This is a genomic window from Micromonospora xinjiangensis, from assembly GCF_056150165.1.
In genome coordinates this window covers 166,055-192,185 of the sequence record NZ_JAXCFO010000009.1, presented here as the reverse complement: position 1 = coordinate 192,185, position 26,131 = coordinate 166,055, and the positions used below count along the sequence as shown (strand labels likewise).

At 74.5% G+C, this 26,131-nt stretch carries 27 protein-coding genes; 7 read left to right on the top strand and 20 right to left on the bottom strand.

Features of this window, described 5'->3' with window-relative positions; translation table 11 throughout:
• Positions 1–156: 156 nt before the first annotated feature.
• Positions 157–1,440 carry a tyrosine--tRNA ligase gene (gene tyrS / locus SM573_RS27050; protein ID WP_474615096.1) on the bottom strand — a complete coding sequence of 428 codons (1,284 nt, stop codon included), beginning with the start codon at positions 1,438–1,440 and terminating at the stop codon, positions 157–159.
• A 101-nt stretch (positions 1,441–1,541) separates the two neighbouring features.
• Here tyrS and SM573_RS27045 point away from each other — a divergent pair, with 101 nt between their 5' ends.
• Entirely contained in the window at positions 1,542–1,928 is a 387-nt protein-coding gene (locus SM573_RS27045) for a PaaI family thioesterase (RefSeq protein ID WP_474615095.1), read from the top strand.
• A gap of 20 nt (positions 1,929–1,948) precedes the next feature.
• Here SM573_RS27045 and SM573_RS27040 read toward each other — a convergent pair whose 3' ends face one another.
• The 3 genes from SM573_RS27040 to SM573_RS27030 all read right to left on the bottom strand — a co-directional run bounded on the left by SM573_RS27040 (position 1,949) and on the right by SM573_RS27030 (position 4,672).
• Positions 1,949–3,274, bottom strand: coding sequence for a hemolysin family protein (locus SM573_RS27040; protein ID WP_474615094.1), 1,326 nt, complete (start codon positions 3,272–3,274; stop codon positions 1,949–1,951).
• Between the two features lie 133 nt (positions 3,275–3,407).
• Positions 3,408–4,064 (bottom strand): hypothetical protein, encoded by a 657-nt coding sequence (locus tag SM573_RS27035; RefSeq protein WP_474615093.1) that lies wholly within the window; start codon positions 4,062–4,064, stop codon positions 3,408–3,410.
• Positions 4,065–4,192: 128 nt separating this feature from the next.
• Complete coding sequence (locus SM573_RS27030) at positions 4,193–4,672, bottom strand: GNAT family N-acetyltransferase (protein ID WP_474615092.1); 480 nt, start codon at positions 4,670–4,672, stop codon at positions 4,193–4,195.
• A 75-nt stretch (positions 4,673–4,747) separates the two neighbouring features.
• Here SM573_RS27030 and SM573_RS27025 point away from each other — a divergent pair, with 75 nt between their 5' ends.
• A complete protein-coding gene (locus SM573_RS27025; RefSeq protein ID WP_474617333.1) occupies positions 4,748–5,041 on the top strand; it encodes a hypothetical protein in 294 nt (97 codons plus the stop codon).
• On the opposite strand, the gene SM573_RS27020 is transcribed toward SM573_RS27025, so the two are convergent.
• Positions 5,011–5,487, bottom strand: a complete 477-nt coding sequence (locus SM573_RS27020) for a cyclic nucleotide-binding domain-containing protein (protein ID WP_474617332.1) — start codon at positions 5,485–5,487, stop codon at positions 5,011–5,013. The two genes, SM573_RS27025 and SM573_RS27020, sit on opposite strands and share 31 nt — an antisense overlap.
• A gap of 327 nt (positions 5,488–5,814) precedes the next feature.
• Between SM573_RS27020 and SM573_RS27015 the strand changes: the two genes are divergently transcribed.
• Positions 5,815–6,699 carry a universal stress protein gene (locus tag SM573_RS27015; protein WP_474615089.1) on the top strand — a complete coding sequence of 295 codons (885 nt, stop codon included), beginning with the start codon at positions 5,815–5,817 and terminating at the stop codon, positions 6,697–6,699.
• 125 nt (positions 6,700–6,824) lie between these two features.
• Entirely contained in the window at positions 6,825–7,706 is an 882-nt protein-coding gene (locus tag SM573_RS27010; RefSeq protein ID WP_474614859.1) for a universal stress protein, read from the top strand.
• Positions 7,707–7,759: 53 nt separating this feature from the next.
• Here the strand turns inward: SM573_RS27010 and SM573_RS27005 are convergent, their stop codons facing one another.
• The 5 genes from SM573_RS27005 to SM573_RS26985 all read right to left on the bottom strand — a co-directional run bounded on the left by SM573_RS27005 (position 7,760) and on the right by SM573_RS26985 (position 11,778).
• The gene (locus tag SM573_RS27005) at positions 7,760–8,383 is read right to left on the bottom strand and encodes an FMN reductase (RefSeq protein WP_474614858.1); all 624 of its coding nucleotides are present in this window, start codon (positions 8,381–8,383) and stop codon (positions 7,760–7,762) included.
• Positions 8,380–9,519: an LLM class flavin-dependent oxidoreductase gene (locus tag SM573_RS27000; RefSeq protein WP_474614857.1), complete on the bottom strand. Its 1,140-nt coding sequence runs from the start codon at positions 9,517–9,519 to the stop codon at positions 8,380–8,382. The genes SM573_RS27005 and SM573_RS27000 overlap by 4 nt, the downstream gene beginning before the upstream one ends.
• Positions 9,520–9,680: 161 nt before the next feature.
• On the bottom strand, positions 9,681–9,947 hold the full coding sequence (locus tag SM573_RS26995; RefSeq protein WP_474614856.1) for a MoaD/ThiS family protein: 267 nt from the start codon (positions 9,945–9,947) through the stop codon (positions 9,681–9,683).
• 10 nt (positions 9,948–9,957) lie between these two features.
• Positions 9,958–11,043 (bottom strand): WD40/YVTN/BNR-like repeat-containing protein, encoded by a 1,086-nt coding sequence (locus SM573_RS26990; RefSeq protein ID WP_474614855.1) that lies wholly within the window; start codon positions 11,041–11,043, stop codon positions 9,958–9,960.
• A gap of 93 nt (positions 11,044–11,136) precedes the next feature.
• On the bottom strand, positions 11,137–11,778 hold the full coding sequence (locus tag SM573_RS26985) for a DNA-3-methyladenine glycosylase (RefSeq protein WP_474614854.1): 642 nt from the start codon (positions 11,776–11,778) through the stop codon (positions 11,137–11,139).
• 118 nt (positions 11,779–11,896) lie between these two features.
• Between SM573_RS26985 and SM573_RS26980 the strand changes: the two genes are divergently transcribed.
• Both SM573_RS26980 and SM573_RS26975 read left to right on the top strand, forming a co-directional pair.
• Complete coding sequence (locus SM573_RS26980) at positions 11,897–12,313, top strand: DNA-binding protein (RefSeq protein WP_474614853.1); 417 nt, start codon at positions 11,897–11,899, stop codon at positions 12,311–12,313.
• Positions 12,314–12,420: 107 nt separating this feature from the next.
• The gene (locus tag SM573_RS26975; RefSeq protein ID WP_474614868.1) at positions 12,421–12,774 is read left to right on the top strand and encodes an MmcQ/YjbR family DNA-binding protein; all 354 of its coding nucleotides are present in this window, start codon (positions 12,421–12,423) and stop codon (positions 12,772–12,774) included.
• 74 nt (positions 12,775–12,848) lie between these two features.
• Here SM573_RS26975 and argH read toward each other — a convergent pair whose 3' ends face one another.
• The 8 genes from argH to argC form a co-directional block, all read right to left on the bottom strand.
• Positions 12,849–14,312 (bottom strand): argininosuccinate lyase, encoded by a 1,464-nt coding sequence (gene argH / locus SM573_RS26970; RefSeq protein WP_474614867.1) that lies wholly within the window; start codon positions 14,310–14,312, stop codon positions 12,849–12,851.
• A gap of 213 nt (positions 14,313–14,525) precedes the next feature.
• A complete protein-coding gene (locus tag SM573_RS26965) occupies positions 14,526–15,728 on the bottom strand; it encodes an argininosuccinate synthase (RefSeq protein ID WP_474614852.1) in 1,203 nt (400 codons plus the stop codon).
• Complete coding sequence (locus tag SM573_RS26960) at positions 15,725–16,240, bottom strand: arginine repressor (protein WP_474614851.1); 516 nt, start codon at positions 16,238–16,240, stop codon at positions 15,725–15,727. Before SM573_RS26960 ends, SM573_RS26965 begins: the two co-directional genes overlap by 4 nt.
• A complete protein-coding gene (gene argF / locus SM573_RS26955) occupies positions 16,237–17,214 on the bottom strand; it encodes an ornithine carbamoyltransferase (protein ID WP_474614850.1) in 978 nt (325 codons plus the stop codon). The genes SM573_RS26960 and argF overlap by 4 nt, the downstream gene beginning before the upstream one ends.
• A complete protein-coding gene (locus tag SM573_RS26950) occupies positions 17,211–18,449 on the bottom strand; it encodes an acetylornithine transaminase (protein WP_474614849.1) in 1,239 nt (412 codons plus the stop codon). Before SM573_RS26950 ends, argF begins: the two co-directional genes overlap by 4 nt.
• Positions 18,446–19,387 carry an acetylglutamate kinase gene (gene argB, locus SM573_RS26945; protein ID WP_474617331.1) on the bottom strand — a complete coding sequence of 314 codons (942 nt, stop codon included), beginning with the start codon at positions 19,385–19,387 and terminating at the stop codon, positions 18,446–18,448. The genes SM573_RS26950 and argB overlap by 4 nt, the downstream gene beginning before the upstream one ends.
• Positions 19,384–20,556, bottom strand: coding sequence for a bifunctional glutamate N-acetyltransferase/amino-acid acetyltransferase ArgJ (gene argJ / locus SM573_RS26940; RefSeq protein ID WP_474614848.1), 1,173 nt, complete (start codon positions 20,554–20,556; stop codon positions 19,384–19,386). The genes argB and argJ overlap by 4 nt, the downstream gene beginning before the upstream one ends.
• Positions 20,553–21,554: an N-acetyl-gamma-glutamyl-phosphate reductase gene (gene argC / locus SM573_RS26935; RefSeq protein ID WP_474617336.1), complete on the bottom strand. Its 1,002-nt coding sequence runs from the start codon at positions 21,552–21,554 to the stop codon at positions 20,553–20,555. Before argC ends, argJ begins: the two co-directional genes overlap by 4 nt.
• Positions 21,555–21,758: 204 nt before the next feature.
• Between argC and SM573_RS26930 the strand changes: the two genes are divergently transcribed.
• Positions 21,759–23,579 carry an AfsR/SARP family transcriptional regulator gene (locus SM573_RS26930; protein ID WP_474617330.1) on the top strand — a complete coding sequence of 607 codons (1,821 nt, stop codon included), beginning with the start codon at positions 21,759–21,761 and terminating at the stop codon, positions 23,577–23,579.
• A gap of 167 nt (positions 23,580–23,746) precedes the next feature.
• On the opposite strand, the gene SM573_RS26925 is transcribed toward SM573_RS26930, so the two are convergent.
• On the bottom strand, positions 23,747–25,585 hold the full coding sequence (locus SM573_RS26925; protein WP_474617329.1) for an ABC transporter ATP-binding protein: 1,839 nt from the start codon (positions 25,583–25,585) through the stop codon (positions 23,747–23,749).
• Positions 25,582–26,121 (bottom strand): TlpA family protein disulfide reductase, encoded by a 540-nt coding sequence (locus SM573_RS26920; RefSeq protein WP_474614845.1) that lies wholly within the window; start codon positions 26,119–26,121, stop codon positions 25,582–25,584. Before SM573_RS26920 ends, SM573_RS26925 begins: the two co-directional genes overlap by 4 nt.
• Between the last annotated feature and the right edge of the window lie 10 nt (positions 26,122–26,131).

Here is a 26,131-nt window from a genome sequence, read left to right as displayed (position 1 = left end):
CAACCCCTCCGACCCGACGGTCATTCCCGCGCTCCGGCCTCCCAGGACCTTCGCCCCGTTTCGTCCGTTCCGCGCTGGCAGAGAGAAAGTTACGCGTCCCGCGGATCGATCGTCAAATCCGCGGGACGCGTCCCGCGTCACACCGTCGACGGACGGCTATCCGCGCAGCTCGACGCCGGCGAACGAGCGCTTGCCGCGGCGCAGCACCAGGTACCGGCCGTGCAGCAGGTCGCTCGTGGACACCGTCGCGTCCACGTCCGCCACCCGGTTGTTGTTGACGTACGCCCCGCCCTCGGCGATCACCCGCCGCGCCTCCTTGAGGCTGGGCACCAGGCCGGAGTCCCGCAGCAGCCCGGCCACGTCGGGCAACTCGTCCAGCTGCACCAGCCCGGCCTCGGTGAGCGCGGCACGCAGCGTCGCCAGGCTCAGCTCGTCGAGCGAGCCCCGCCCGAACAGCGCCTGGCTCGCGGCCACCGCCTGCGCCATCTCCCGCTCGCCGTGCACGAGCGTGGTCAGCTCCTCGGCGAGGGCCCGCTGGGCGAGCCGCGCCGCCGGCCGCTCGGCCGTCGCCTTCGCCAGCTCCTCCAGCTCCTCACGGGAGCGGAAGCTGAAGAAGCGCAGGTAGCGGTCGACGTCCCGGTCATCCACGTTGACCCAGAACTGGTAGAAGGCGTACGGGCTGGTCATCGCCGGGTCGAGCCAGATCGAGCCGCCCTCGGTCTTGCCGAACTTCGTCCCGTCGGACTTCGTCACCAGCGGCGTGGTGAACGCCTGCACCGGGCCGGCGCCGCGACGGCGGATGTAGTCCACACCCGCGGTGATGTTGCCCCACTGGTCGGAGCCGCCGAACTGGAGCTGGCAGCCGTGCCGACGGTGCAGCTCGAAGAAGTCGTTGGCCTGCAACAACTGGTAGCTGAACTCCGTGAAGCTGATCCCGGTCTCGAGGCGCGCCTTCACCACCTCACGGGCCAGCATCCGGTTGACGGGGAAGTGCTTGCCCACGTCCCGCAGGAACTCGACCACCGACATCTCGCCGGTCCAGTCCAGATTGTTGACCAGCTGCGCGGCGTTCTCACCGGTGTACGAGACGAACGGGGCCAGCTGGTCACGGATGCGCTCGACCCAGCCGGCCACCACCTCCGGCGGGTTGAGCGTGCGCTCCGCGCTCTCCTTGGGGTCGCCGATCTGGCCGGTCGCCCCGCCCACGAGCAGCAGCGGCCGGTGCCCGGCGAGCTGGAGGCGGCGGGCGGTCAGGACCTGCATGAGGTGGCCGACGTGCAGGCTCGGGGCGGTCGGGTCGAAGCCGACGTAGAACGCGGCGCTCCCGCCGTCCAGCAGTGCGCGCAGCTCGTCGGGGTCGGTCGAGTCCTGGACCAGACCCCGCCAGAGCAGGTCATCGGTGAGAGAGTCCCGCCGCGGCGGGTGGCTGCTGTCGGTCACGGTCCCCGATTCTCCCCCATGCGGGGCGACGGACCCTACCGGGTTTGCGGGAACACCCCGCTAGGCTGGCCCCACTCAAGATCGAGGAGGCGTACGCACCGATGCCCGAACTGACCGGAGGCTTCGTCAACCTGCTCGGCCTGAAGATCGACGAGGCGACCGCCGACCGGGTGGTCATCCGCTGGCAGGTCCGTCCCGAGCTGCACCAGCCGTTCGGCATCCAGCACGGCGGCGTCTACTGCTCGGTGGTGGAGACCGCGGCCAGCGTGGGCGCCTCGCTCTGGCTGGCCGACCGGGGCACCGTCGTGGGCGTGTCGAACCAGACCGACTTCCTGCGCGCCGTCCGGGACGGCGAGCTGACGGCGGTGGGCACGCCGATTCACCGTGGCCGCAGCCAGCAGCTCTGGCAGGTGGAGATCACCGACGGCGACGAACGGCTGGTCGCCCGCGGCCAGGTCCGCCTGCAGAACCTCTCGCCGGCCGCCTGACCAGACCCCGCGCCCGCGGGTCAGCCGCGCGCCCCGTCGAGGAGCGGCTCGGCCTCGGGGGCGTCCGGCGCCGGGTCGGTGCGGCGGGACAGCCGTACCTCGGCGATGGCCCGCTGGTCGATCCGGGCGACCTCCAGCTGCCAGCCGTCGACGGTGACGTCCTCCCCCGCGACGGTCGGGATGTGCCCGAGGCAGGCGAGCACCAGGCCGGCGATGGTGGTGTAGTCGCCGGCCGGGCGTCCCGGCAGCTCGACGCCCACGGCGGGCAGGTCGTGCACCGGGAAGGTGCCGGGCAGGCGTAGCGAGCCGTCCGGGTCGGTGCGTACCGCCCGCACGTCGCGGTCCGTCTCGTCGTAGATCTCCCCGACGATCTCCTCCAGGATGTCCTCCAGGGTGACGATCCCGTCGACGGCGCCGCGCTCGTCCACGACCAGCGCGATGTGCTGCCGCTCGGCCTTGAACTGACGCAGCGCGTCCACGACGGGCAGCGAGTCGGGCAGCAGCATCGGCGGGCGCACGCACTCGTCGACCGGGCGGTCGTGCGGCACGCCGACGAGGTCCCGCAGGTGGATCACGCCGACCGCGTCGTCCAGGCCGCCGTGGCGGACCACCGGCGCCCGGGAGTGCCCGGTGGCGGCCAGCACCAGCCGGGCGGCCTCGGCGGTCGTCCCGCTGTCGAGGCAGAAGACCTGCAGCCGGGGCACCAGGACGGCCCGCAGCCGCCGGTCGGCGATCTCCACGGCGCCGGCGATGATGGTCTGCTGTTCCTTGGTGAACCCGTGGTTTCCGGAGACGATGTCACGCAGCTCGTCCGGGCTGATCTCGTCGCGCTGCGGGCTCGGGTCGAGTCCCACGAGGCGTACGACGAGGTCGCTGGTGGCGCCGAGCGCCCACACGGCCGGGCGGGTGAGGCCGGCGAGCACGTCCAGCGGCCGGGCCACCAGCAGCGCCCACCGTTCGGCGGACTGCATGGCGATCCGCTTCGGGGCCAGTTCGCCGAAGACGAGAGTGACGAAGGTCAGCGCCAGGGTGACCGCCACGATGGCGACCGGCTCGGCGGCGCCGCCGAGCGCCCCGAGCAGCGGGACCAGCGGCTGGGCGAGCGAGACCGCCGCGGCCGCCGAGGCGAGGAAGCCGGCGAGGGTGATCCCGATCTGGATCGTGGCGAGGAAGCGGTTCGGGTCCTGCGCCAGCCGGGCGAGCACCCGCCCGGATCGGCCGGTGCGCTCCAGCCGCTGGATCTGGCTGTCCCGCAGTGAGACCAGCGCCATCTCGCTGCCGGCGAACACGGCGTTGAGCACGACCAGGACCCCGACCAAGGCCAGTTGGCCCCAGTAGCTCTGCACGCCCGGCTCTCCCTCGCGACCGCGCCGGACGGCCGCCGGCGCCGCCGTCCGGAGGTCCCGGCCGGCGTAGGGCCATCTGTGCCCAGCGATCGGCGCGGCGAATCCTCCGCCCACCGACGAAGGTGAGGCGGTCTCAGGCCGGGTGGGCGACCGGCGGGCTCGGGAGGTCCAGGGCGTACGCGTCGCCCTCGCGGCGGAAGCCGAGCCGGTGGTAGTACGGGGCGACCATGCCGGGCGGGCTGACGACCCGGCGGAAGCCCCGGTCGGTGAAGAGGCGGCTGCGCCGGTAGACGAACTCGCCCGGCGTGAAGTCACGGAACCGCTGGGTCACGTAGTCGAGGTCGATCTGGGCGACGCCGTGCGCCTCGGCGTGCGCGAGCACCACGCCCACCACCTCGTCGGCGCGGACCACGAGGAACGCGGAGCGGTCGGGTGCGTCGGCGGGCGGCACGTCGGGGGGCCAGCGGAAGCCGGGGTTGAACCGGGCGATGTCGGCGGCGTGCACCCGCAGGGTGTGGGCCAGGAACTGGTCGTGCACCCCCACCTCGACCACCTGGTAGGTCTCCTCGTCGTGCCGGGTGACGAGCATCCGGCGCAGGTACCAGATGTTGATCACCGCGAGGACGACGTTCAGGCCGACCATGGGCCAGACCCCCACGGCGCCGTTGTAGCCGATGAGGATCAGGCAGCCGAGCAGGTTCAGCGCGCGCAGCCGCAGGATGCGGGTCTGCAGCAGGGACCAGACCAGCACCCCGGAGCCGACCCAGCCGACGATTTCAAGCCAGTTCACCCCGCGAGGGTAGTGCGCGAGCCGGCCGAGTGCGATCTGCGGGCGGGCGGCGGGCCGCTCGGGTGACGCCCGGGCTTGCCCGCAGCGCCGGCTCCGGCGGCACCGCCCGCCGAGCGCCCGGCGGACCGTCAGGCGGGCAGCTCCAGGACGTACTCCTCGACGTCACGACCGCGGCCGTTCGCGTAGCCGTGGTCCTCACCCCGGATCAGGAAGCCGCACTTGCGCAGCACCGCGAGGGAGCCGAGGTTGTCCTTCGCGGCCCGGGCGTGGACCGGGCGCTGCGGCAGCTCCCCCAGCAGGGCGCCGAGGGCGCGGGTGGCGTAGCCGCGGCCCCAATGCCGCCGGTCGATCCAGTAGCTCACCTCCGTCCGCTCGCCGACCGGGAAGGCGAGCACGTAGCCGACCAGTTGCCCGTCGACGGTCACCGCCCGGGAGACGATGCCGGGGTCGGTGCGGACGCGCCGCCAGTGGTCGGCGAACTCGCGCCGGTCGGCGGGATCCTCGGCGGTGAAGGCGGCCATCCGGATCGCCTCCGGGTCGAGCTGGTGACGGTAGAACTCCGGCAGGTCGTCGTCGCGCACCTCACGCAGGCGCAGCTCAGGGCTCACGCGCCGAGGATAGGCCGAGGGACCGACACTCGGCGGTCGCCGGCGGCCCGGCGCGGCGCGGCCCACAATGAGCGGGTGGGACACGGACGGAAGAAGGCGCCCCGGGGCGGGGCGACGGCGGCCGGGGCGGTCGCCGTGGGCGCGCGGGCGGTGGGTGCCACGGCCCTCGGCGCGCTGGCGGTGTCGGTGCTGGCCGGTGGGGCGGTCGCGGTGGGCGCGTTGGCTGTCGGCCGCCTCGTGATCCGCCGCGCCGTGCTGCGGGAGCTGCGCGTCGGCCGGATCGAGGTCGACGAGCTGGTGATCCACGGGCGGGGGGCGCAGGTGGCGCCCGGGGCGCGTCAGCCGGCCAGCGGCGGGGCCGTCGGGTAGCCGTACGCCTCGAGGAGCCGCCCCCGGGCGGCGTGCAGCCGGTCCACCACCACGCTCATGAACCGGGTGGTGAGCTGGCGGCCGAACGCGTCGTCGGTCTCCATCAGCCGGCGTACGCCCGCCGCCTGGAACTCGACGGCGGTGCTGCGCTCCCCCGCCACCGCGCCGAACTGCCAGCGGTAGGGCGGGAAGAGCCAGGACCAGCCCACCACCCCGCCGGGGCCGATCGCCTCCATCTCCACGTCGCCGCGGCCGGGCACCGCGAAGTCGAGCGTGACGCGTCCGCCGCGGACGAGCCAGAAGCGGTCCGCCGGCTGCTCGGCGCGGAACAGCCGGTGACCGGGGTGCCACACCACGGGCCGGGCGTAGCCGGCGAGCCGTGGCAGCCACGGCTCGGGCAGGCCGGTGAGGAAGGGGTGGGCGCGGAGCACGTCGAGGGTCGTCATCGCGGGGTCCCCCCTCCCTCGCGGCGGCCGCCGGCCGGGATGGCCGGTCCGGCCCGACGCGGGTGCGTTTCCCTCCATTCGACCGCACCGACCGGTGCCGGCGGTAGGGCCGTTGGACCCGGGTCACACGTGAGCGGCGCCGCTGCCCCGGGCGCGGGGTGCGGCGTACGGTCACGCCGTCGCGGCGTGCCGCGACGGCGGACGCGCAGACGCGTGAGGAGACGGGCCGCCGGGACATCCGGGACCAACGGCCCGGGATCCGGGACGGGCGACCCTGACCGGCCGGCGGCCGGCGGGGAAGGCTCGAACCGGACGAAGGAGGTAGTCATGACCATCAACACCGGTGCCCCCGTCGTGGTGGGTGTGGACGGATCCGCCGGCGCCCTGGACGCGGTCCGCGTGGCCGCGCGGGAGGCCGCGTTCCGGCAGCGTCCGCTGCGGATCGTCCACGCGTTCACCTGGCCGTTCACCGGTTCGGCGCTGGTCGCCGCGCCGATCGAGGGGCTGCGGGAGCAGACGGAGGAGTTCGTCACCGAGGCGGTCGCCGAGGCCGGCAAGGTCGCCCCGGAGGTCGCGGTCAGCGGCGTGGTCGTCGACGGCCCCGCGACCCCGGTGCTGGTCGAGGCGTCCCGTGACGCGGCGCTCGTCGTGCTCGGTCACCGCGGCCTGGGCGGCTTCGCCGGGCTGCTGATCGGCTCGGTGACGGTGCAGGTGTCCGCCCGCGCGGAGTGCCCGGTGCTCGTCGTCCGGGGCGAGCCGCGCGCCGACGGCCCGGTCGTGGTGGGCGTGGACGGCTCCGAGCTGTCGATCGAGGCGGTTGGCTTCGCCTACGAGGAGGCGGCCCGCCGGGGCACCTCCCTGGTGGCGGTGCACGCCTGGCTGGACCCGGTGGCGATGCTTCCCGGGGAGGTGCCGGCGGTCGTGGCCGACCTGACGGCGCTCGCCGAGGACGAGCAGCGGGTGCTCGCCGAGTCGGTGGCCGGCTGGGCCGAGCGGTACCCGGAGGTGACGGTGCGGCACAAGCTGGTCCACGGCTCCCCCGCCCCGGCGCTGGTCGAGGAGTCGCGCGACGCCCAGCTGGTGGTGGTCGGCGCGCACGGACGCGGCGCGCTCGGCGGGCTGCTGCTCGGCTCGGTCAGCCACGCCGTCCTGCACCACGCGTCCTCGCCGCTGGCGATCGTCCGGCACCGGCCCACCGCGGACGGTTCCTGACCTGCTGTCCGGCCGTGCCGCCGGCCGGCGGCACGGCCGGACAGCGCCCCCGACCGGCGGGGAACTCCGGCGGACGGGCGCGGACACGTCGACAATGACCTGATCGACCCGTTGGGAGGGCTGGGATGGACCGACCCGTCGTGGTGGGGGTGGACGGATCCGAGGCGAGCCTCGCCGCCGCCGAGGAGGCGGCCCGCACGGCGGTGCAGCGGGACCGCCCGCTGCACCTGGTGCACGGATACCTGCACCCGCTCGGGTACGGCGTGCCGCTCAACCCGTACGACCTGGGCCTGCCGGCGCCGACGGACGCCGCGCAGAAGATGCTGGAGAAGACGGCGGGTGAGCTGGCCGACCGGTGGCCGGGGCTGCGCGTGCAGGTGCGGCAGGTGGCCGGGGGCCCGGCCGCCACGCTCGTCGAGGAGTCACGCCGCGCGGAGCTGGTCGTGGTGGGCAGCCGCGGCCACGGCGGCTTCGCCGGCCTGCTGCTCGGTTCGGTCGGCGCCCAGGTCGCCGCGCACGCGCACTGCCCGGTGCTGGTGGTGCGCCCGGCGCCGCGGCCGGCGCCCGCGCACGGTGCCGTGCTGGTCGGCGTGGACGGCTCGGAATCGGCCGACCTGGCCGTCGGGTACGCCGCCGAGGAGGCGGCCCGACGCGACGTGGAGCTGGTGCTCGTCCGGGTGGCGACCGGACCGGGAACGGACGGCGGCGGGCGGCCCGCCGGGGACGCGGCGACGGCCCCGGGCGACGAGCCGGGGGCACTGCTCGACGCCGCGGTCGCCGCGACCCGGGGCAGCCACCCCGGCCTGACCGTCACCGGTCGGACCGTCCGGGCGGCCTCGGCCGGGCAGGCGCTCGTCGAGGCGAGCCGCGACGCCGGCCTCGTGGTGGTCGGCACCCGTGGGCGGGGCGGCTTCGCCGGCATGCTGCTCGGCTCGGTGAGCCAGGCGCTGGTGCAGCACGCCCACTGCCCGGTGCTCGTCGCCCACCGGTACGACCGGGAGACCTGACCAGGGCCGCACGGCGGGTCGGCCCGGCGGGTCACCGGCGGGCCGACCCGGCGTCACGACTCGCGACCGCCGAGCAGCTCCTCGAAGTTGGTGGTCAGCGCGAACGGGTCGGCGGGCCCGGTGGATGGCGGTCGCCGGTGGACCTGCTCGGCGAGCTCGGCGGCGGCCCGGTCGATCCGGGTGCGCAGACCGGTGTCGGCGGCGCCGCTCGCCCAGTCCTCCGGGGCGGCGAAGACCGAGGTCGGCACCACCACCGCGTGCAGGTACGCGAAGAGCGGCCGCACCGCGTGCTCCAGGGCCAGCGAGTGCCGGGCGGTGCCGCCGGTGGCCGCGATCAGCACCGGCCGGTCCGTCAGGGCGTCCGCCTCGACGAGGTCGAAGAAGGACTTGAACAGCCCGCTGTAGGACGCGTTGAAGATCGGTGTCACCGCGATGATCCCGTCCGCGCCGGTCACCGTGTCGAGCACGGTGCGCAGCGACTCGGGCGCGAAGCCGGTGAGCATGTGGTTCACCACGTCGTGGGCGTGCTCGCGCAGCTCGACGACGCGCAGCTCGACGGTCTCGCCCCGGCCGGCCAGCTCGCCGCTCGTGGCGGCGGCGAGCTGGTCGGCGAGCAGCCGGGTGGACGACGGCTGGCTGAGGCCGGCCGACACCACGGCGAGGGTGCGCGCGGTCATCGGGCACCCTCCGGCGCCCGCCCCGTCACGTCGTCGACGGCGTGGACGGTGCTGTCCGCGCCGCCGCCCGCGGCGGCGACCAGCGAGGCGTGGGTCGGCGCCTCGGGCACGTGCGCCGGGCGGAGCCTGTCGAACTCCTTGCGCAGCACGGGGACGACCTCCTCGCCGAGGATGTCGAGCTGCTCCAGCACGGTCTTCAACGGCAGGCCCGCGTGGTCCATGAGGAACAGCTGCCGCTGGTAGTCGCCGACGTAGTCGCGGAAGCCCAACGTGCGGTCGATGACCTGCTGCGGGCTGCCCACGGTCAGCGGGGTCTCCCGCGTGAACTCCTCCAGCGACGGCCCGTGCCCGTAGACCGGGGCGTTGTCGAAGTACGGCCGGAACTCGCGGACCGCGTCCTGTGAGTTCTTCCGCATGAACACCTGCCCGCCGAGGCCCACGATGGCCTGGTCGGCCGAGCCGTGGCCGTAGTGCTCGAAGCGCTGCCGGTAGAGGCCGATCATCCGCTGCGTGTGCTCCTTGGGCCAGAAGATGTGGTTGGCGAAGAAGCCGTCGCCGTAGTAGGCGGCCTGCTCGGCGATCTCCGGGCTGCGGATCGAGCCGTGCCACACGAATGGCGGGACGCCGTCGAGCGGACGCGGGGTCGAGGTGAACGACTGCAGCGGGGTGCGGAAGCGCCCCTTCCAGTCGACCACGTCCTCACGCCACAGCCGGCGCAGCAGGTCGTAGTTCTCGATGGCCAGCGGGATGCCGTTGCGGATGTCCTGCCCGAACCACGGGTAGACCGGGCCGGTGTTGCCGCGCCCCATCATGAGGTCGACCCGACCGTCGGCCAGGTGCTGCAGCATCGCGTAGTCCTCCGCGATCTTCACCGGGTCGTTGGTCGTGATCAACGTGGTCGACGTGGACAGCAGCAGCCGCTGCGTACGCGCCGCGATGTAGCCGAGCATGGTCGTCGGCGACGAGGGCACGAACGGCGGGTTGTGGTGCTCGCCCGTGGCGAAGACGTCGAGCCCGACCTCCTCGGCCTTGAGCGCGATGGTCACCATCGCCTTGATCCGCTCATGCTCGGTCGGCTCCCGACCGTTGGTGGGGTCGACCGTGACGTCGCCGACGGTGAAGATTCCGAACTGCATGACAGCTCCTCGGGTTGTTGGCCGCGGCCCTGGCGGCCGTACGCCCCCGACAACATATTTGACGAGTCAATAATTCCACACGCACAGGTCTCGGTCGTGGCGGCCGTCACTGCCCCCGACGACCCACACCCGGCCGGGCCATCGTCGCGTTGTCGCCCCGATCAACCACCCGCGACCGAGGGGAGCACCTGCACCTCGGCGCCCTCGGGCACCGGCGCGTCGAGCCCGCCGACATGCCGGCAGTCTTCCCCGTCGACGTAGACATTCACGTAGCGGCGCAACTCGCCCCGCTCGTCGCGGATCCGGCGGGCCAGCCGCGGCCACGACTCGCCGACCGCGTCGAGGACGGCGCGCAGCGAGCCGGCGACGGGCACGGTCAGCCGGCTCTCGCCACCGACCTCGCCCCGCAGCGGCCCGGGAACCAGCACCGTGACCACCTCAGACCTCCGCGGCCCGGACGCAGAGCACGTCGGGCAGGTGCGCGGCGACCGGTGACCACGAGTCGCCCTCGTCCCGGCTGGCGTAGACCTCGCCGGAGCGGGTGCCGAAGTAGACACCGCCGCTCTCGGCGTCGTCGGCGCACATCGCGTCGCGCAGCACCGCGGGGAAGAACGGCGCGGTGGGCAGACCGGCGGTGAGCGGCTCCCAACTGCTCCCCGCGTCGGCCGAGCGGTAGACCCGGCACCGGTGGTCCACCGGCCAGCGCTCGCTGTCGGCGGCCAGCGGGAAGGTGTAGACCGTGCCGGGCCGACCGGGCAGCGTCACGATCGGGAAGCCGAAGTCGCTGGGCAGCCCCTCGGCGATGGACGACCAGGTGCGCCCGTCGTCGTCGGAGCGGTAGACACCGTGGTGGTTCTGCGCGTAGAGCCGGTCGGGATCGCCCGCGTCCCGGGCCACCTTGTGCACGCACTGGCCGAACTCCGGCCACTCGTCGGGCAGGAAGTAGGCGCGGATGCCGGTGTTGCCGGGCGCCCAGGAGGCGCCGCCGTCCTCCGAGCGGTAGACACCACCCGTCGACATGGCGACCACGATCCGGTCGGGGTCGCTCGGGTGCGGCAGCACGGTGTGCACCGCCTGGCCGCCGAAACCGGCGCCCCACTCCGGGCGGTGGGGGTGATCCCAGAGCGGGCGAACCAGCTGGAAGCGGCGTCCGCCGTCGTCGGAGCGCCAGAGCGCGGACGGCTCGCTGCCGGCCCAGACCACGTCCGGCTGGTCGGGGCCCGCGGGGGTGAGCTGCCACACCCGGCCCAGGCTCGCCTCGGTGTCGGCCGGGAAGGCCACCGGGGCCTGCTCCGGCTCCTGCCAGGTGGCCCCCAGATCGTCGCTGGTGGCGACGCTCGGCCCGTAGTGCGAGCTGGTGGTGCTCGCGAGCAGCCGGGGCGTGCTCCGCCGCTTGTCGATGGCGACCGCGTAGACGCCGGTCATCGGGAAGTGCGGGCCGTCGACCCGCCAGGTGCGCCGGCCGTCGGCGCTGGTGGCGAGGAAGAGCCCCTTGTTGGTGCCGATCGCGAGCAACGTGGTCATGTGACCGCCCTCCGGTCGCGGTTGGGTCGGCGTGATTATGGCCACAGCCACCGACAAGATGGCACCCCGCGTGTCGTGGACGGCGTGCCGGGGTCAGCGCCGGGTGCGGGGTACGTGCCGTCGGTAGGCGCTGACCGTGGGGTCACCGACGATCCAGAAACGCCAGGGGACGTCGTGCGCTCCCGTCACCCCGACCCGAGGGCCGGCCGTGACCGTCGACGGTGGCACCGGCTCGGCGGGCGGGCGCAACCGCACCGGCCCGTCGCCGAGCAGGTAGCGCCCGTACACCGTCCGATCGATGCCGAGCGCCGCGCAGAGTCGGGCGGGTCCGCGGGCGAGATCGACGTCCCGGCGTACGGCGGTGCGCCGGGAACGGGCAACGTCGAGGCCCTCGACCACCTCACCGGCCCGCAGCAGCACCGCCGAGGCCTCCCCCTCCGGCCCGGTCACCACGTTCATGCACCAGTGCATGCCGTAGGTGAAGTAGACGTAGGCGTGCCCCGCGGGGCCGAACATGACGCTGTTGCGCGGGGTACGCCCACGGTGCGCGTGCGACGCGGGATCACCGGCAGTGCCGGCGTACGCCTCGACCTCGGTGATCCGCACCGTGACCCCACCGGCGGAGAGCCGGCACCCGAGCAGGCCGCGCGCGGCGGGAACCACGGGACCGGCGAGCAACGCGGCCAGGGCGACCAGGTCGGGATCGGCGGTGTGATCGCCCGCGAGCAGGTCCATGACCTCGACGGTACCCAGAACGTGGCAGGACTCCCCGACCTGCGCACGCCGCGCGCACCCGTCCGGGGGCTTTCAATATTCTGTTGACAACGATCCGTTGAGGCGCTGGGATCGGGGTATGACCCAGCCCGACACGTTCACCACACCCGACCCGGCCCAGGCCCGGGCCCACCGCACGCACGCGGCCCTCGCGCGGATCGCGGAACGGCACGCCGGCACCGACGCCCGCCGGCGCCGCTACGCCCACCCCTACGTGACCGACCCCTGGGAGGCGGTGGCCCTCGTCGCCAGCCTCGCCGCCGGTGGCGCGCAGCTCGAGGACGGGGAGGAGCCGGTCGACGCCGCCGACCTCACCGCCGCCCTCACGCTGCTGCCGCACGTCCGCGCCGAACTCGACGCGCTCGAGGCGGGGCTGCTGACCCTGGCCCGTGACCGGGGGCTCACCTGGCAGGCGATCGCGTTCGGGCTCGGCCTCGGCAGCGCGCAGGCCGCGCAGCAGCGCTTCGACCGGCTCACCGCGCGCGCCGCGGACTGACTGGCCCCGCTCCGCACCCGGGGCCACGCCGACGCCGGTGCGCGTGACGCGCCACCGGCCGGCGTGCGGGGCAGACTGACCGGGAGCCGATGCGACGGGAGGGCATGATGCGGCGCGAGGAGATGCTGGCGTACTGCCTGGCGAAGCCGGGCGCCTGGCTGGACCAGCCGTGGGAGGGCGACGAGGTGGTCAAGGTCGGCAGCCGCATCTTCGCGTTCCTCGGCTCCCCCGACAGCACCCCGACGGTGGGCGTCAAGTGCGGCCCCGACCGGGAGGTCGCCGACGAGTGGCTGCACCGCCACCCGGGCGACGCCGCGGTGATGCCCTACATCGGACGGTCCGGGTGGAACACCCTGCGCCTGGACGGGGGCATCGACGACGACGAGCTGACCGAGGCGGTCGACGCGTCGTACGACGCGGTGGTGGCGAAGCTGCCGAAGCGCGAGCGGCCGGCGGGCTGAGCCGCCCCGCGCCCCGACGAGGGGGCGAACCGGCGACCCGCGCGGCGCCTCCGCGGCGCCGCGCGGGTGCGAGGTCAGCGGGGTACGACCCGCTCGGCGGCCCACTCCCGCCAGCCGGTCAGCTTGTCCGCCGCGGCGGCGAGCTGGTCGGCGACCGGGCCGGGCCCGGTGGAGCCGGGCGTGGTCCGGGCGGCCAGCGCGGAACGGACCGAGAGCACGTCCCGCACCGACGGGTCGAGGTGCGGGCTGACCGCCGCCAGGTCGGCGTCGGAGACCTCGTCCAGGGCGCAGTCACGGGCCACGCAGAGCGCCACCAACCGGCCGGTGATCTCGTGCGCCTCGCGGAACGGGACGCCCCGGCGCACCAGCCAGTCCGCCACCTCGGTGGCCAGCGAGTAACCGACCGGCGCGGCGGCGACGAGGCGGTCGGCGCGTACCGTCATCGTGGAGATCATCCCCGCCAGGGCCGGCAGCAGCAGCTCCAGGGTGTCGACCGCGTCGAAGGCCGGCTCCTTGTCCTCCTGCATGTCCCGGTCGTAGGTCATGGGCAGGCCCTTGAGCATGGTGAGCACGCTCACCAGCCCGCCCACCAGGCGACCGGACTTGCCCCGGGCCAGCTCGGCGATGTCCGCGTTCTTCTTCTGCGGCATGATCGACGAACCGGTGGCGAAGGCGTCGTCCAGCTCCACCCAGCCGAACTCCTGCGACGTCCAGAGCACCACCTCCTCGCCGAGGCGGGACAGGTGCACCCCGACCATCGCGGTGACGAAGAGGAACTCCGCCACGAAGTCCCGGTCGGCGACCGCGTCCATCGAGTTGGCGAACGACGTCCGGAAGCCGAGCTCCTTGGAGACCGCCACCGGATCCAGCGGCAGACCCGACCCGGCGAGCGCACCCGCGCCGAGCGGGCTGATCGCCGCCCGCTCGTCCCAGTCACGCAGCCGCTCCAGGTCCCGCAGCAGCGGCTGCACGTGGGCGAGCAGCCAGTGGCCGAACGTGACCGGCTGCGCGTGCTGCAGGTGGGTCATGCCCGGGGCGGCCGTCTCCACGTGCCGCTCGGCCTGCTCGACCAGCGCCTCGGCCAGCTCGACCAGCCGCGCGGCGACGCCCCGGGCGTGGTCCCGCAGGTACAGCCGCAGGTCCGTCGCCACCTGGTCGTTGCGCGACCGCCCGGCCCGCAGCTTCCCGCCGAGCGTGCCGAGCCGCTCCAGCAGGCCACGCTCCAGCGCCGTGTGCACGTCCTCGTCGTCGACCGTCGGCCGGAACTGCCCGGAGGCGCAGGCCGCCTCCAGGTCGTCCAGCGCGGCGAGGATCTTCCCCAGCTCCTCCGGGTCGAGCAGGCCGGCGCCGGCCAGGACCCGGGCGTGCGCCCGGGAACCGGCGATGTCGTACGGCGCCAGCCGCCAGTCGAACTGCACGCTCACCGACAGCCGCGCGAGGGCCTCCGCGGGACCGCCCGCGAACCGGCCGCCCCACAGGCTCGTCCGGTTGGTGGCGGCGCTGTTCTCGGTCAGGCTCTTGTCGTCCACCGGGCCCATTGTGGCAGTGCTCACCTTTCACTCCCGACTGCGGGGCTCACTCGCTGCGCTCGCTCACTCCTCGCGCTCGCAGTGCTCACCTTTCACTCCCGACTGCGGGGCTCACTCGCTGCGCTCGCTCACTCCTCGCGCTCGCAGTGCTCACCTTTCACTCCCGACTGCGGGGCTCACTCGCTGCGCTCGCTCACTCCTCGCGCTCGCAGTGCTCACCCGTCAGCCGCCCAGCCGGGCGTCCCGCGCCGCCGCCATCTTGCTCGGCAGGCCCCACAGCTGCACGAACCCCTTGGCCAGCGACTGGTCGAAGGTGTCGCCGGTGTCGTAGGTGGCCATGCCGAAGTCGTAGAGGCTCGCCTCGGAGCGCCGCCCGGTGACGGTGGCCCGCCCGCCGTGCAGGGTCAGCCGCACCTCACCGCTGACGTGCTGCTGCGCGTCGTCGATGAACGCGTCCAGCGACCGCTTCAGCGGCGAGAACCACAGGCCGTCGTAGACCAGCTCGCCCCAGCGCTGGTCCACGCCGCGCTTGAACCGGGCCAGGTCCCGCTCCACGGTGACGTTCTCCAGCTCCTGGTGGGCGGTGATGAGCGCGATCGCGCCCGGCGCCTCGTACACCTCGCGGCTCTTGATGCCCACGAGGCGGTCCTCGACCATGTCGAGCCGGCCCACGCCCTGCGCGCCCGCCCGCCGGTTCAGCTCCAGGATCGCCTGGTACGGGGTGACGGTCTCCCCGTCGATCGCGACCGGCACGCCGGCGTCGAAGGTGATGACGACCTCGTCGGCGTCCCGGGGCTCGCTCGGGTCGGACGTGTAGGAGTAGAGGTCCTCGATCGGCCCGTTCCAGATGTCCTCGAGGAAGCCGGTCTCCACCGCGCGGCCCCACAGGTTCTGGTCGATGGAGTACGGGGACTTCGCCGACACGTCGATCGGCAGCCCCTTCTCCTCGGCGAAGGCGATCGCCTTGTCCCGGGTCCAGGCGTAGTCCCGCGCCGGAGCGATGATCTTCAGCTCGGGCGCGAGCGCGCCCAGGCCGACCTCGAACCGCACCTGGTCGTTGCCCTTGCCGGTGCAGCCGTGCGACACGATCGTGCCGCCGTGCTTCTTCGCGGCCGCCACCAGGTGCTTGACGATCAGGGGCCGGGACAGCGCGGAGACCAGCGGGTACCGGTCCATGTAGAGGGCGTTGGCGCGGATCGCCGGCAGGCAGTACTCGGCGGCGAACTCGTCGCGCGCGTCGACCACCTCCGACTCCACGGCGCCGCAGTCGAGCGCGCGCTGCCGGATGGCGTCCAGGTCCTCGCCGCCCTGCCCGACGTCGACCGCGACCGCGATCACCTCGGCGCCGGTCTGCTCGGCCAGGTACGGGATGGCGACGGAGGTGTCCAGCCCTCCGGAGTACGCAAGGACGACCCGCTCGGTCATGGTGTGGTGCTCCCTTCAACGTTCTCTTCCCGGCGGGCCCAGCCGGCGAGCTTCTCGCCGAGCGCGGCCCCGCCGTCGGCCTCGCGGGCCACGACGAGGATGGTGTCGTCGCCGGCGATCGTGCCGACGACCTCGGGCAGGCCCGCTCGGTCCAACGCGCTGGCCAGGTAGTGCGCTGCGCCCGGCGGGGTGCGCAGCACGGCGATGTTGCCGCTGGAGTCGACCCCGTTGAGCAGTTCGTGCAGCAGCCGGACCAGCCGGGCCGGTGCCGCCTCGGCGTCCCGCAGCGGCCGGTGGCCGTCCTCGGGAATCAGGTAGACGCCGCGCCCGTCGCCGCCGCGCACGGTCACCGCGCCGAGCTCCTTCAGGTCCCGGGAGAGGGTGGCCTGGGTGACCTGGATGCCGTCACCGGCGAGCAGGTCGGCGAGTTCGGTCTGCGAGTGGATCGCCTTGTCCCGGATCAGCTCGACGATGCGGGCGTGCCGGGCGGCGCGGGTCAGCGGGGCGGTCATGTGGTCTCCCTGGTCGCGGTGGCGCCCGGCGCCGCCGCGTCCGGGGCCGCGGTGGCGGCCTCGAGGAGGAAGGTGAGCAGCGCCTTCTGGGCGTGCAGCCGATTCTCCGCCTGGTCGAACACCGCGCTCCGCGGGCCGTCGAGCACCTCGTCGGTGATCTCCTCGCCCCGGTGCGCGGGCAGGCAGTGCAGCACGATCGCGTGCGGCGCCGCCTGTGCGAGCAGCTCGGCGTTGACCTGGTACGGCAGGAACGGGGTGAGCCGGTCCAGCCCGTCCTCCTCCTGGCCCATCGACGTCCAGGTGTCCGTGGCCACCACGTCGGCGTCCTTGACCGCCTCGACCGGGTCGGTCAGCACGTTCACCGAGCCGCCGGTGCCCGCGGCGATCTCGGCGGCGCGGGACACCACCGCCGGGTCGGGGCCGAATCCGGCCGGCCCGGCCACCCGCACGTGCATGCCGGCGGTCGCCCCGCCCACCAGGTAGGAGTGGGCCATGTTGTTTGCCGCGTCGCCGACGTACGCGAGGGTGCGGCCGGCGGCCCCGCCGAAGCGCTCCCGGACGGTCAGCAGGTCGGCCAGGATCTGGCAGGGGTGGAAGCCGTCGGTGAGCGCGTTGACCACCGGCACGGTCGCCCCCGTGGCCACCTCGGCGATGCGGTCGTCGCCGTAGGTGCGCAGCACGATCGCCGCCACGTAGCGCGAGAGCACCCGCCCGGCGTCGGCGAGGGTCTCGCCCCGGCCGAAGTGGGTGACCTGGGTGTCCACGACCAGCGGGTGACCACCCAGCTCGGCGATGCCCGCGTCGAAGGAGATCCGGGTGCGCAGGCTCTGCTTGTCGAAGAGCACCGCCACCGACCTCGGCCCGGCCAGCGGCCGGTAGGCGAACCGGTCGGCCTTCATCCGGGCGGCGAGATCCAGCACGGTCGCCTGCTCGGCCGGGGTCAGGTCGTCGTCACGCAGGAAGTGCCGGGTCATCGGGTGGTCTCCGCGGTGGGCGAGGTGGTGGTCGGGGTCGGTGTGGCGGTGCTGGCGGGCGCGGCGGCCGGCGTCGTGGCGTCGAGCGCGCCGGGGAGGGCCGCCAGGAACGCGTCGACCTGCTCGGCCGTGAGGATCAGCGGCGGCGCGAGGCGCACCACGCCCGGCTGCACCGGGTTGGTGAGGAAACCGGCCTCCCGCAACGCCTCGGCGAGCACCGGCGCGACCGGGGCGGTCAGCACCACGCCCAGCAGCAGGCCGGCTCCCCGTACGCCCGCCACCAGCGGGTGCCCGAGCGCCTCGATACCGCGCCGCAGCCGTTCACCGACCCGCTTGACGTGGTCCAGCAGACCCTCGTGGGCGATGGTGCCCACCACCGCGAGCGCCGCGGCGCAGCTGACCGGGTTGCCCCCGAAGGTCGTGCCGTGGGAACCGGGCGTCAGCAGCTCGGCCGCCCGCCCGAAGGCGAGCGTCGCGCCGAGCGGCAGCCCACCGCCGAGCCCCTTGGCCAGCGTGACCACGTCCGGCTCGACGCCCTCCGCCTGGTGGGCGAACCAGTGCCCGGTGCGGCCGATGCCGGTCTGCACCTCGTCGAGCACCAGCAGGGCGCCGTGCCGGTCGGTGACGCGCCGGGCCGCGGCGAGGTAGCCGGCCGGCGGCACGACGACGCCGTTCTCACCCTGGATTGGCTCGAGGATCACCATGGCGGTCGCGTCGGTGACGGCGGCCTCCAGCGCGCTCACGTCGCCGTACTCGACGTGGGTGACCTCGCCGGGCAGCGGGCGGAACGGGTCCGCCTTGGCGGGCTGCCCGGTGAGCGCGAGGGCGCCCATCGTGCGGCCGTGGAAGCCGCCCTTCGTGGCGACCACCCGCGTGCGGCCGGTCAGCCGGGAGAGCTTGAACGCGGCCTCGTTCGCCTCCGCCCCCGAGTTGGCGAAGAAGACCCGGCCGGGGCGCCCGGCCAGGGCGAGCAGCAGCTCGGCCAGGGCCACCGGCGGCTCGGCGACGTACAGGTTGGAGACGTGCCCGAGCGTGGCGACCTGCTGGGACACGGCGGCCACCACGGCCGGGTGGGCGTGCCCGAGGGCGTTGACCGCGATCCCGCCGACGAGGTCGACGTACTCCCGGCCCGCCTCGTCGACCACGACGGCGCCGGAGCCGGAGACCAGCGCCAGCGGCGGGGTGCCGTAGTTGTCCATCATGGACTGGCTCCAGCGCTGCACGAGCGTGCTCACGAGGGCATCACGCCTTCCTTGTTCGCGGCTGCCGGGCTCGCAGGCTCACTCCTCGCGCTCACGACCATGGTGCCGAAGCCGTCCGAGGTGAACACCTCCAGCAGCGTGGAGTGGGCCACCCGGCCGTCGACGACGTGCGCGGCGGGCACTCCCCCGCGCACCGCCCGCAGGCAGGCCTCCATCTTGGGCACCATCCCCGACTCGAGGCGGGGCAGCAGCTTCGCCAGGTCGTCCGCGTCGATCTCGGAGATGAGGCTGGTCGTGTCCGGCCAGTCGGCGTAGAGGCCGGCGACGTCGGTCAGCACCACCAGCTTGCGGGCCTCCAGCGCGACCGCGAGCGCGGCGGCGGCGGTGTCCGCGTTGAGGTTGTGCAGCACCCCGTCGGCGTCCGGCGCGACCGTCGAGATCACCGGGATCCGGCCGGCGGCGATGAGGTCCGTGACCGCCGAGACGTCCACCGACTCCACGTCGCCGACCTGACCGACGTCGACCGGCTCGCCGTCGACGTACGCCGGGCGGCGCACCGCGGTGAACAGCCCGGCGTCCTCGCCGGAGAGACCGACCGCGAACGGGCCGTGCGCGTTGATCAGCCCCACCAGCTCCCGGCCGACCTGACCGACCAGCACCATCCGGACCACGTCCATCGCCTCGGGCGTGGTGACCCGCAGGCCACCCCGGAACTCGCTGGCGATGCCGAGCCGGCCCAGCATGGCCGAGATCTGCGGCCCGCCGCCGTGCACGACGACCGGCTTCAGACCGACGTAGCGCAGGAAGACCATGTCGGCCGCGAACGCGCGCTGCAGCTCGGGATCGACCATGGCGTTGCCGCCGTACTTGACGACGACGGTCGCGCCGGAGAACCGGGCCAGCCACGGCAGCGCCTCGATGAGCGTGGCGGCCTTGGCCTGGGAGCGGGTGAGATCGGCGGAGAGGGTCATGTCGAGTAGGCCGAGTTCTCGTGGACGTACGCGTGGGACAGGTCGTTGGTCCAGACGGTGGCCTCGGCGGAGCCGGCGTGCAGGTCGATCCGGATCGTCACGTCCCGCCCGGACAGGTCGACCTTCGACCGGTCCTCGGCGGCGGCGCCGGAGCGGCACACCCACACCCCGTTCACCGCGACGTCCACGGCGTCGGGATCGAAGGCGGCGGCCGTGGTGCCGACGGCGGCGAGGATGCGCCCCCAGTTCGGGTCGTTGCCGAACAGCGCCGTCTTGACGAGGTTGTTCCGGGCCACGGCGCGACCCACCTCGACCGCGTCGTCCTCGCCGGCCGCGCCGGCCACCTCGATGGCGATCTGCTTCGTGGCGCCCTCCGCGTCGGCGATCAGCTGCTGGGCCAGGTCGTGGCAGGCGGCGGTGACCGCGGCGGTCAGCTCGGCGGGCGTCGGCGTGACGCCGGACGCGCCGCTGGCCAGCAGCAGCACCGTGTCGTTGGTGGACATGCAGCCGTCGGAGTCGATCCGGTCGAAGGTGACCCGGCACGCCTCGCGCAGCGCGGCGTCCAGCGTCTCGGGCCCGGCCACCGCGTCGGTGGTCACCACGCAGAGCATGGTCGCCAGCGCCGGGGCGAGCATGCCCGCGCCCTTGGCCATGCCGCCCACGGTCCAGCCGGCGCCCCGCGTCACTGTCGTCTTCGGCCGGGTGTCCGTCGTCATGATCGCCTCGGCGGCGGGGGCGCCGCCGGAGGGAGACAGCCGGCGTACGGCATCGTCCACGCCGGCTAGCAGCGCGGGCATGGGCAGCCGCTCGCCGATCAGCCCCGTCGAGCAGACCGCCACCTCGCCGGCCCCGATCTCGGAGCCGGGCGCGGCGGCGCTGAGCACGGCGGCGACGTGCTCCGCCGTCGCGTGGGTGTCCTGGAAACCGGCCGGACCGGTGCAGGCGTTCGCGCCGCCGGAGTTGAGCACGACGGCGCGGACCGCGCCGCCCCGGACGACCTGCTGCGTCCAGAGCACCGGCGCCGCCTTCACCCGGTTGGCGGTGAAGACACCGGCCACCGCGGCGTCCGGGCCGTCGTTGACCACCAGGGCCACGTCGGCCGCGCCGCTGGCCTTCAACCCGGCCGCGACACCCGCGGCCCGGAATCCGCGAGGGACGGTGACACTCACGGGGCCACTCCGTACACCGACAGGCCGGTCGTCTCCGGCAGGCCGAACATGAGGTTCGCGTTCTGCACGGCCTGGCCCGCCGCGCCCTTGCCGAGGTTGTCCAACGCGCTGACGACGATCAGCCGGCGGGAGTCGACGTCCACCGTGGCCTGAAGGTGGCAGGAGTTGGAGCCCAGCGTGGCGGCGGTGTGCGGCCAGCGCCCCTCGGGAAGCACGTGCACGAACGGCGCTCCCGCGTACGCCTCGGCGAGCACCGCCTGTGGGTCGACACCGCGCGCCGGCACCGCGGTGACCGTGGCGAGGATCCCGCGCGGCATCGGAGCGAGCACCGGGGTGAAGGAGAGGCTGGTGGCGCCGGTCGCCTGCTTGATCTCGGGGACGTGCTGGTGGGTGCCGACCCGGTAGGGCGACAGGTCCCCCATCACCTCGCTTGCCAGCAGGTGCGCCTTGGGGCCGCGGCCCGCGCCGGAGGTGCCGGAGGCGGCGACCACGACCACGTCGGCCGCGTCGGCGGCGCCGGCGGCGATCAGCGGGGCGAGCGCCAGCGTGATGGCCGCCGCGTAGCAGCCGGTGTTCGCCACGCGGGTGGAGGAGGCGATCAACTCCCGCTGCCCGGGCAGCTCCGGCAGGCCGTAGGTCCACTGCCCGGCGTGGGTGCCGCCGTAGTACTGCGCCCAGTCGTACGGGTCGGCGAGCCGGTGGTCGGCTCCCAGGTCCACGACCCGCACCTCGGGCGGCAGCTGGGCGGCGAGCGCGGCCGACTCGCCGTGCGGCAGCGCGAGGAAGACCAGGTCCGCGTCGGCCAGGGCGTCCGGCCCGGCGGCGCCGAGCACCATGTCCAGCCCGGCGAGCTGCGGGTGCACCACGTCGACGCGGTGCCCGGCCTGGCTGTGCGCGGTGGCGGCGACCAGGTCGAACTCCGGGTGCCCGGCGACCAGGCGCACCAGCTCGCCACCGGCGTAGCCGCTCGCACCCGCGACCGCGACTCGGATCCCCATACTCACCTCCGCATGATTATGCAGTCAGGCTAACAGGGATGATCTCCGTTCGCAAGTTCATGCAGTCCATTGCATGAGAATTAGACATCTCCCGCCACGATGTCACCAGCAGCCCCGGACATCACATGCATCGACTGGCATAATTGGCCGGGCGTGGTGTGGGGCCGCAGGACGGCCGTGGGGGGGCACACAACGGAGGTCGCGTTGGGGCTGACGTTCCAGATCCTCGGCCCGGTGCGTGCGCTGCGCGACGATCGCCCGCTGCGACTTCCCGGCGGCCGCCCGACCGCCCTCCTGGTCACCCTGCTCCTGCACGCGGGAATGGCGGTACCGGTCGAGCGCCTGCGCCAGGAACTATGGGGCGGGCACGCTCCCGCCTCGGCCGTGGCGAACCTCCGTACCCACGCCAGCCAGCTGCGACACCTGCTCACCGGCCCCGACGAACCGGCCCGGCTGCACGCCGAGAACGGCGGCTACCTGCTCCGCGTGGCCCCGGGCGAGGTGGACGCCGCCGAATTCGAGCGGCTGGCCACCGAGGGGCAGGCGGCACACGCCGACGGCTGCCCCGCCGCCGCGGCGCCCCTGCTGGAGCGGGCGCTGGCACTCTGGTCGCCGGTGGAGCCGCCCCCGGCGTACGGGCCGGCGACCGCCGCCGCCTTTGACCGGCTGCGCGAGCGGCGGGCCGCGGTCCGCGAGGCGTACGCGGCCTGCCGGCTCGATCTCGGCGACCGGGGCAGCCCCGCACTGCTCGCCCTGCTCCGGCGGCACCTGACGGAGAACCCGCTGCGCGAGCCGGCGTGGGCGCTGCTGATGACGGCGCAATGCCGGGCCGGCGACCAGGCCGCCGCCGTGACGACCTACCGGGCCGCGTGCCGGGCGCTCGACGGTGAGCTGGGAGTCCCACCCGGGCCGGAACTCACCGAGCTGTACCGGGCCGTCCGGCGGCACGACCCCCGCCTGCTGGGGAGCCGGCCCGCGGCGCGCACGCGGGACCGGCAGGGCGAGGCACCACCGGCACCGGTGCCACACGAGCTGCCCTGCCCCGTGGCGCCCTTCGTCGGCCGCCGTGCCGAGCTGGCGCACCTGCGCGCCGCCCTCGCCGCGGCCCGCGAACACCCCGTCACCGTGGCCGTCTACGGCATGGCCGGCGCCGGCAAGTCCGCTCTCGCCCTGCACGCCGCGGCCCGGGAACTGGAGGCCTTCCCCGACGGCCAGCTCCACCTCGACCTCGGCGGGTCGATCGCCGGGACGCCCCCGACGCCGCTCGAGGTCACGACCCGGGTGCTCCGGTCGTTGCGGGCCACCGCGGGAGTGCCGCCGCCGGCCGGCCTGGCCGAGGCGCGGGCGCGGGTGCGGTCCCTGCTGTTCGACCGTCGGGTGCTGCTGGTGCTCGACAACGTCGCCGACCCCGCCCAGGTCGACGCCCTGCTGCCGGCACGCGGCGGCAGCGCCGTACTGGCCACCAGCCGCTGCCCCGTGCCCGACACCCACGGCCGCCCGCTGCGACTCGCCCCGCTGCCGCCCGCCGACGGGCTCGCGCTGCTGCGGGCCACCGCCGGCGACCGTCGGGTGGACGAGGAGCCGGAAGCCGCCGCGGCCGTCGTCGCGCTCTGCGAGGGCCTGCCGCTGGCGCTGCGGACCGCCGCCCGCCGGCTCGCCGAGTGCCCGCACTGGTCGGTGGCCCGGCTGGCGCGGCTGCTCTCCGACGAGCGCCACCGGCTGGCGGTGACCGGGCTGCGTCCCCGGCTGACGGCCAGCTACCGGCGGCTCGGCTTCGCGGCGCCGGTCTTCCGCCGCCTCGGCGAGGCTCCCACCGGGCCGGTCACCCCGGAGCTGGCCGCCGCGCTCGCCGATGCCCCGACCGACGAGGCGACCCGGGCGTTGGACCGGCTCGTCGCCGACCAGCTCGCCGAACCCGCCGGGCCGGGCCGGTACCGCATCGGGGAGCTGGTCCGGCTCTACGCCGCCGAGGTGGGCGCCGACCCTCCACCGCAGGCCGACGGACCCGCCCGAGCCGGCGGCTGACCCCTTTTCCCCGGCGCCGCCGGAACGCCGGCCGACCGCGCGGGACGACGCCGGATCGCGCCCCGGCGAGCGGAGACAAGCGACGACAAGCGGCGACGAGCGGCGAGAATGACGGGGACCCCGACCGGGCCGGAGCCGCGAGCGCCGGCCGGCCGGGTGCCACGCGCTCACACCGCTGCCGGGCTGTCCCGGTAGCCGCGGGCCTGAAGGGTGAACAGCCGTGCGTACCCGCCACCGGCGGCGAGCAGGTCGTCGTGCGGGCCGGCCTCGGTGACCCGGCCGTCGGCCAGCACCACGATCCTGTCGGCGTCGCGGACCGCGTTCAGCCGGTGGGAGATGAGCAGGCTGGTGCGGCCGCGACGCAGCTCGCGCAGCCGGGTGTGCAGGTCGTGCTCGGCCTCGGCGTCCAGCCCCGAGCTGGGCTCGTCGAGGATGAGCAGGTCCCGCTCGGCCCGCAGGAACCCACGCGCCAGCGCCACCCGCTGCCACTGACCGCCGGAGAGCACCACGCCGGCCTGCGGGTCGTCCCGGTCCGGGCCGTCGAAGAAGATCCGGGTGAGCAGGGTCTCGTAGCCGCGGGGCAGCGCGGTCAGGGTCTCGTGCACACCGGCCTGCCGCGCCGCGGTCCGCAACCGGTCGGGGTCGTCGCGGGCGGCGAGGTCGCCCACCGCGATGTTCTCCGCCGCGGTCAGGTCGTACGGCATGAAGTCCTGGAACACCGCGCCCAGCCGCTCGCGCAGCGCCGCCGGGTCGAACTCGCGCAGGTCGGTCCCGTCCCACCGGATCGTGCCGCGCTCCGGGTCGTAGAACCGGCAGAGCAGCTTGACCAGCGTGCTCTTCCCCGCGCCGTTCAGGCCGACCAGCGCGGTGGTCGAACCGGCCGGCAGGAACAGGTCCACCCCGCGCAGCACCCACGGATGCCGCGGTGAGTAGCGGAACCAGACGTCGCGCAGCTCGATGCCGTGCCGCAACGGCGGGACCGACCGGGCGGTCGCCGGCACCGGCAGGTCGGGCTCCGCCCGGACGACCTGGTCGTAGTGATCGAAGAGGAGCAGCGCCCGGTGGATCGCGCCCAGCTGGCCGACCAGGCTGCCCAGCGCGCCCTGCACACCGGGCACGGCGGCCAGGTAGATCACCACGTCGCCGGGGGTGAGCCGGCCGGCGGCGGCCGAGGCGACGACGTACACCACGCCGGTGCCGGCCACCGCGGCGCCGAGCAGCCCGAGCAGGCCCTGGGCGCGCAGCTCCCGACGGTCCAGCCGCTGCTCCACCCGGTGCATGCCCCGCAGCTCGTCGAGCATCCGGTCGCCGAAGAACCGGCCGAGCCCGAAGAGCCGGACCTCCTTCGCGGCCGGCACACCGACCAGCAGCTGGGCGAAGAACAGATCGCGCCGCTGGAAGTGCTCCAGGTGCAGCACCATCGCGGCCCGCGCGCGGTTGAGCCGCACCTGCAACCAGAGCGTGGGCAACGCGGCGGCCAGCACCAGCAGACCGACCACCGGGCTGAGCGCCAGCAGCACGCCGAGGAAGCCGCTCATGGCGAGCAGACTCTGCACCGCCCCCAGCGCGTTCCCGGTGAGCTGGGTGGGGCCGAGGTGCCCGGTCTGCTGGGCGGCCTGGAGGCGGTCCTGGAACACCGGGTCCTCCAGCCGGACCAGGCCGACGAGACGCAGCACCGCGTCGTGCAGCCGGCGTCGCACCAGCCGGCTGACCGCCCGGTTCCGCTCCTTCTCCACGTACGTCCGCAGGTGGGGCAGGACCACACCGACCGCCGCGGCGACCGCGAGCCCGACCCCGAGCAGCGCCAGCGAGGAGGTGGGCCGCCCACCGGTCAGCCCGTCCAGGACCAGCTTCGTCAGCGCGGCCACGACCACCGGCGTCACCCCGGCGAGGACCGCCAGCAGCAGGTCGGTCGTGGTGCCCGCGGGCGCCGCCCGGCAGGTGAGCCCGAGGGCCGCCCGGGCGTGCCGAGCGGCCCGGCGCGGCGCCAGCCGAGGGCCGGTCACGAGGCCACCGGCAGATCCAACCGGGCGATGCCGAACGCGGTCGACGCCACGATCCCGCGCTCGTCGAGCAGGCCGAAGGCGGGGTATCCCTTGACCCCGAAGGCGAGCGGCAGCGGACCGCTGCCCGGCTCGACGAAGACCGTGGCCAGCCCGGCGAACTGCGCGGCGTACGGCTCGGTGTCCGGGCCCTTCCCGACCACCACGATCCAGACGTGCGCGGGCCCGCCCGGCATCGTCCGCGCCCGGTCGATCAGCAGCGGGATCTGTTCCGCGCAGTGCTCGCAGGCCGGCGAGAGGAACGCCACCAGCGTCATCGGCGGAATGTCGGCACGGGTCCGCAGCTGCCCGTCCACCGTGGACGACACGAAGTCCCCCGGAATCGAACCCACCTCCAGCATCACCTCCGGTGGCTGCGCCTGCCGCTCGCCGAGCAGGTCGGTGTGCTCGCGCAGCCGGCGGATCACACCGAGCAGCAGCACCAGGTTGAGCAGGCCGAGCGCGGCGACGAGGACGACGGCGACGGTCAACAGCGCCATGAGGGTCTCC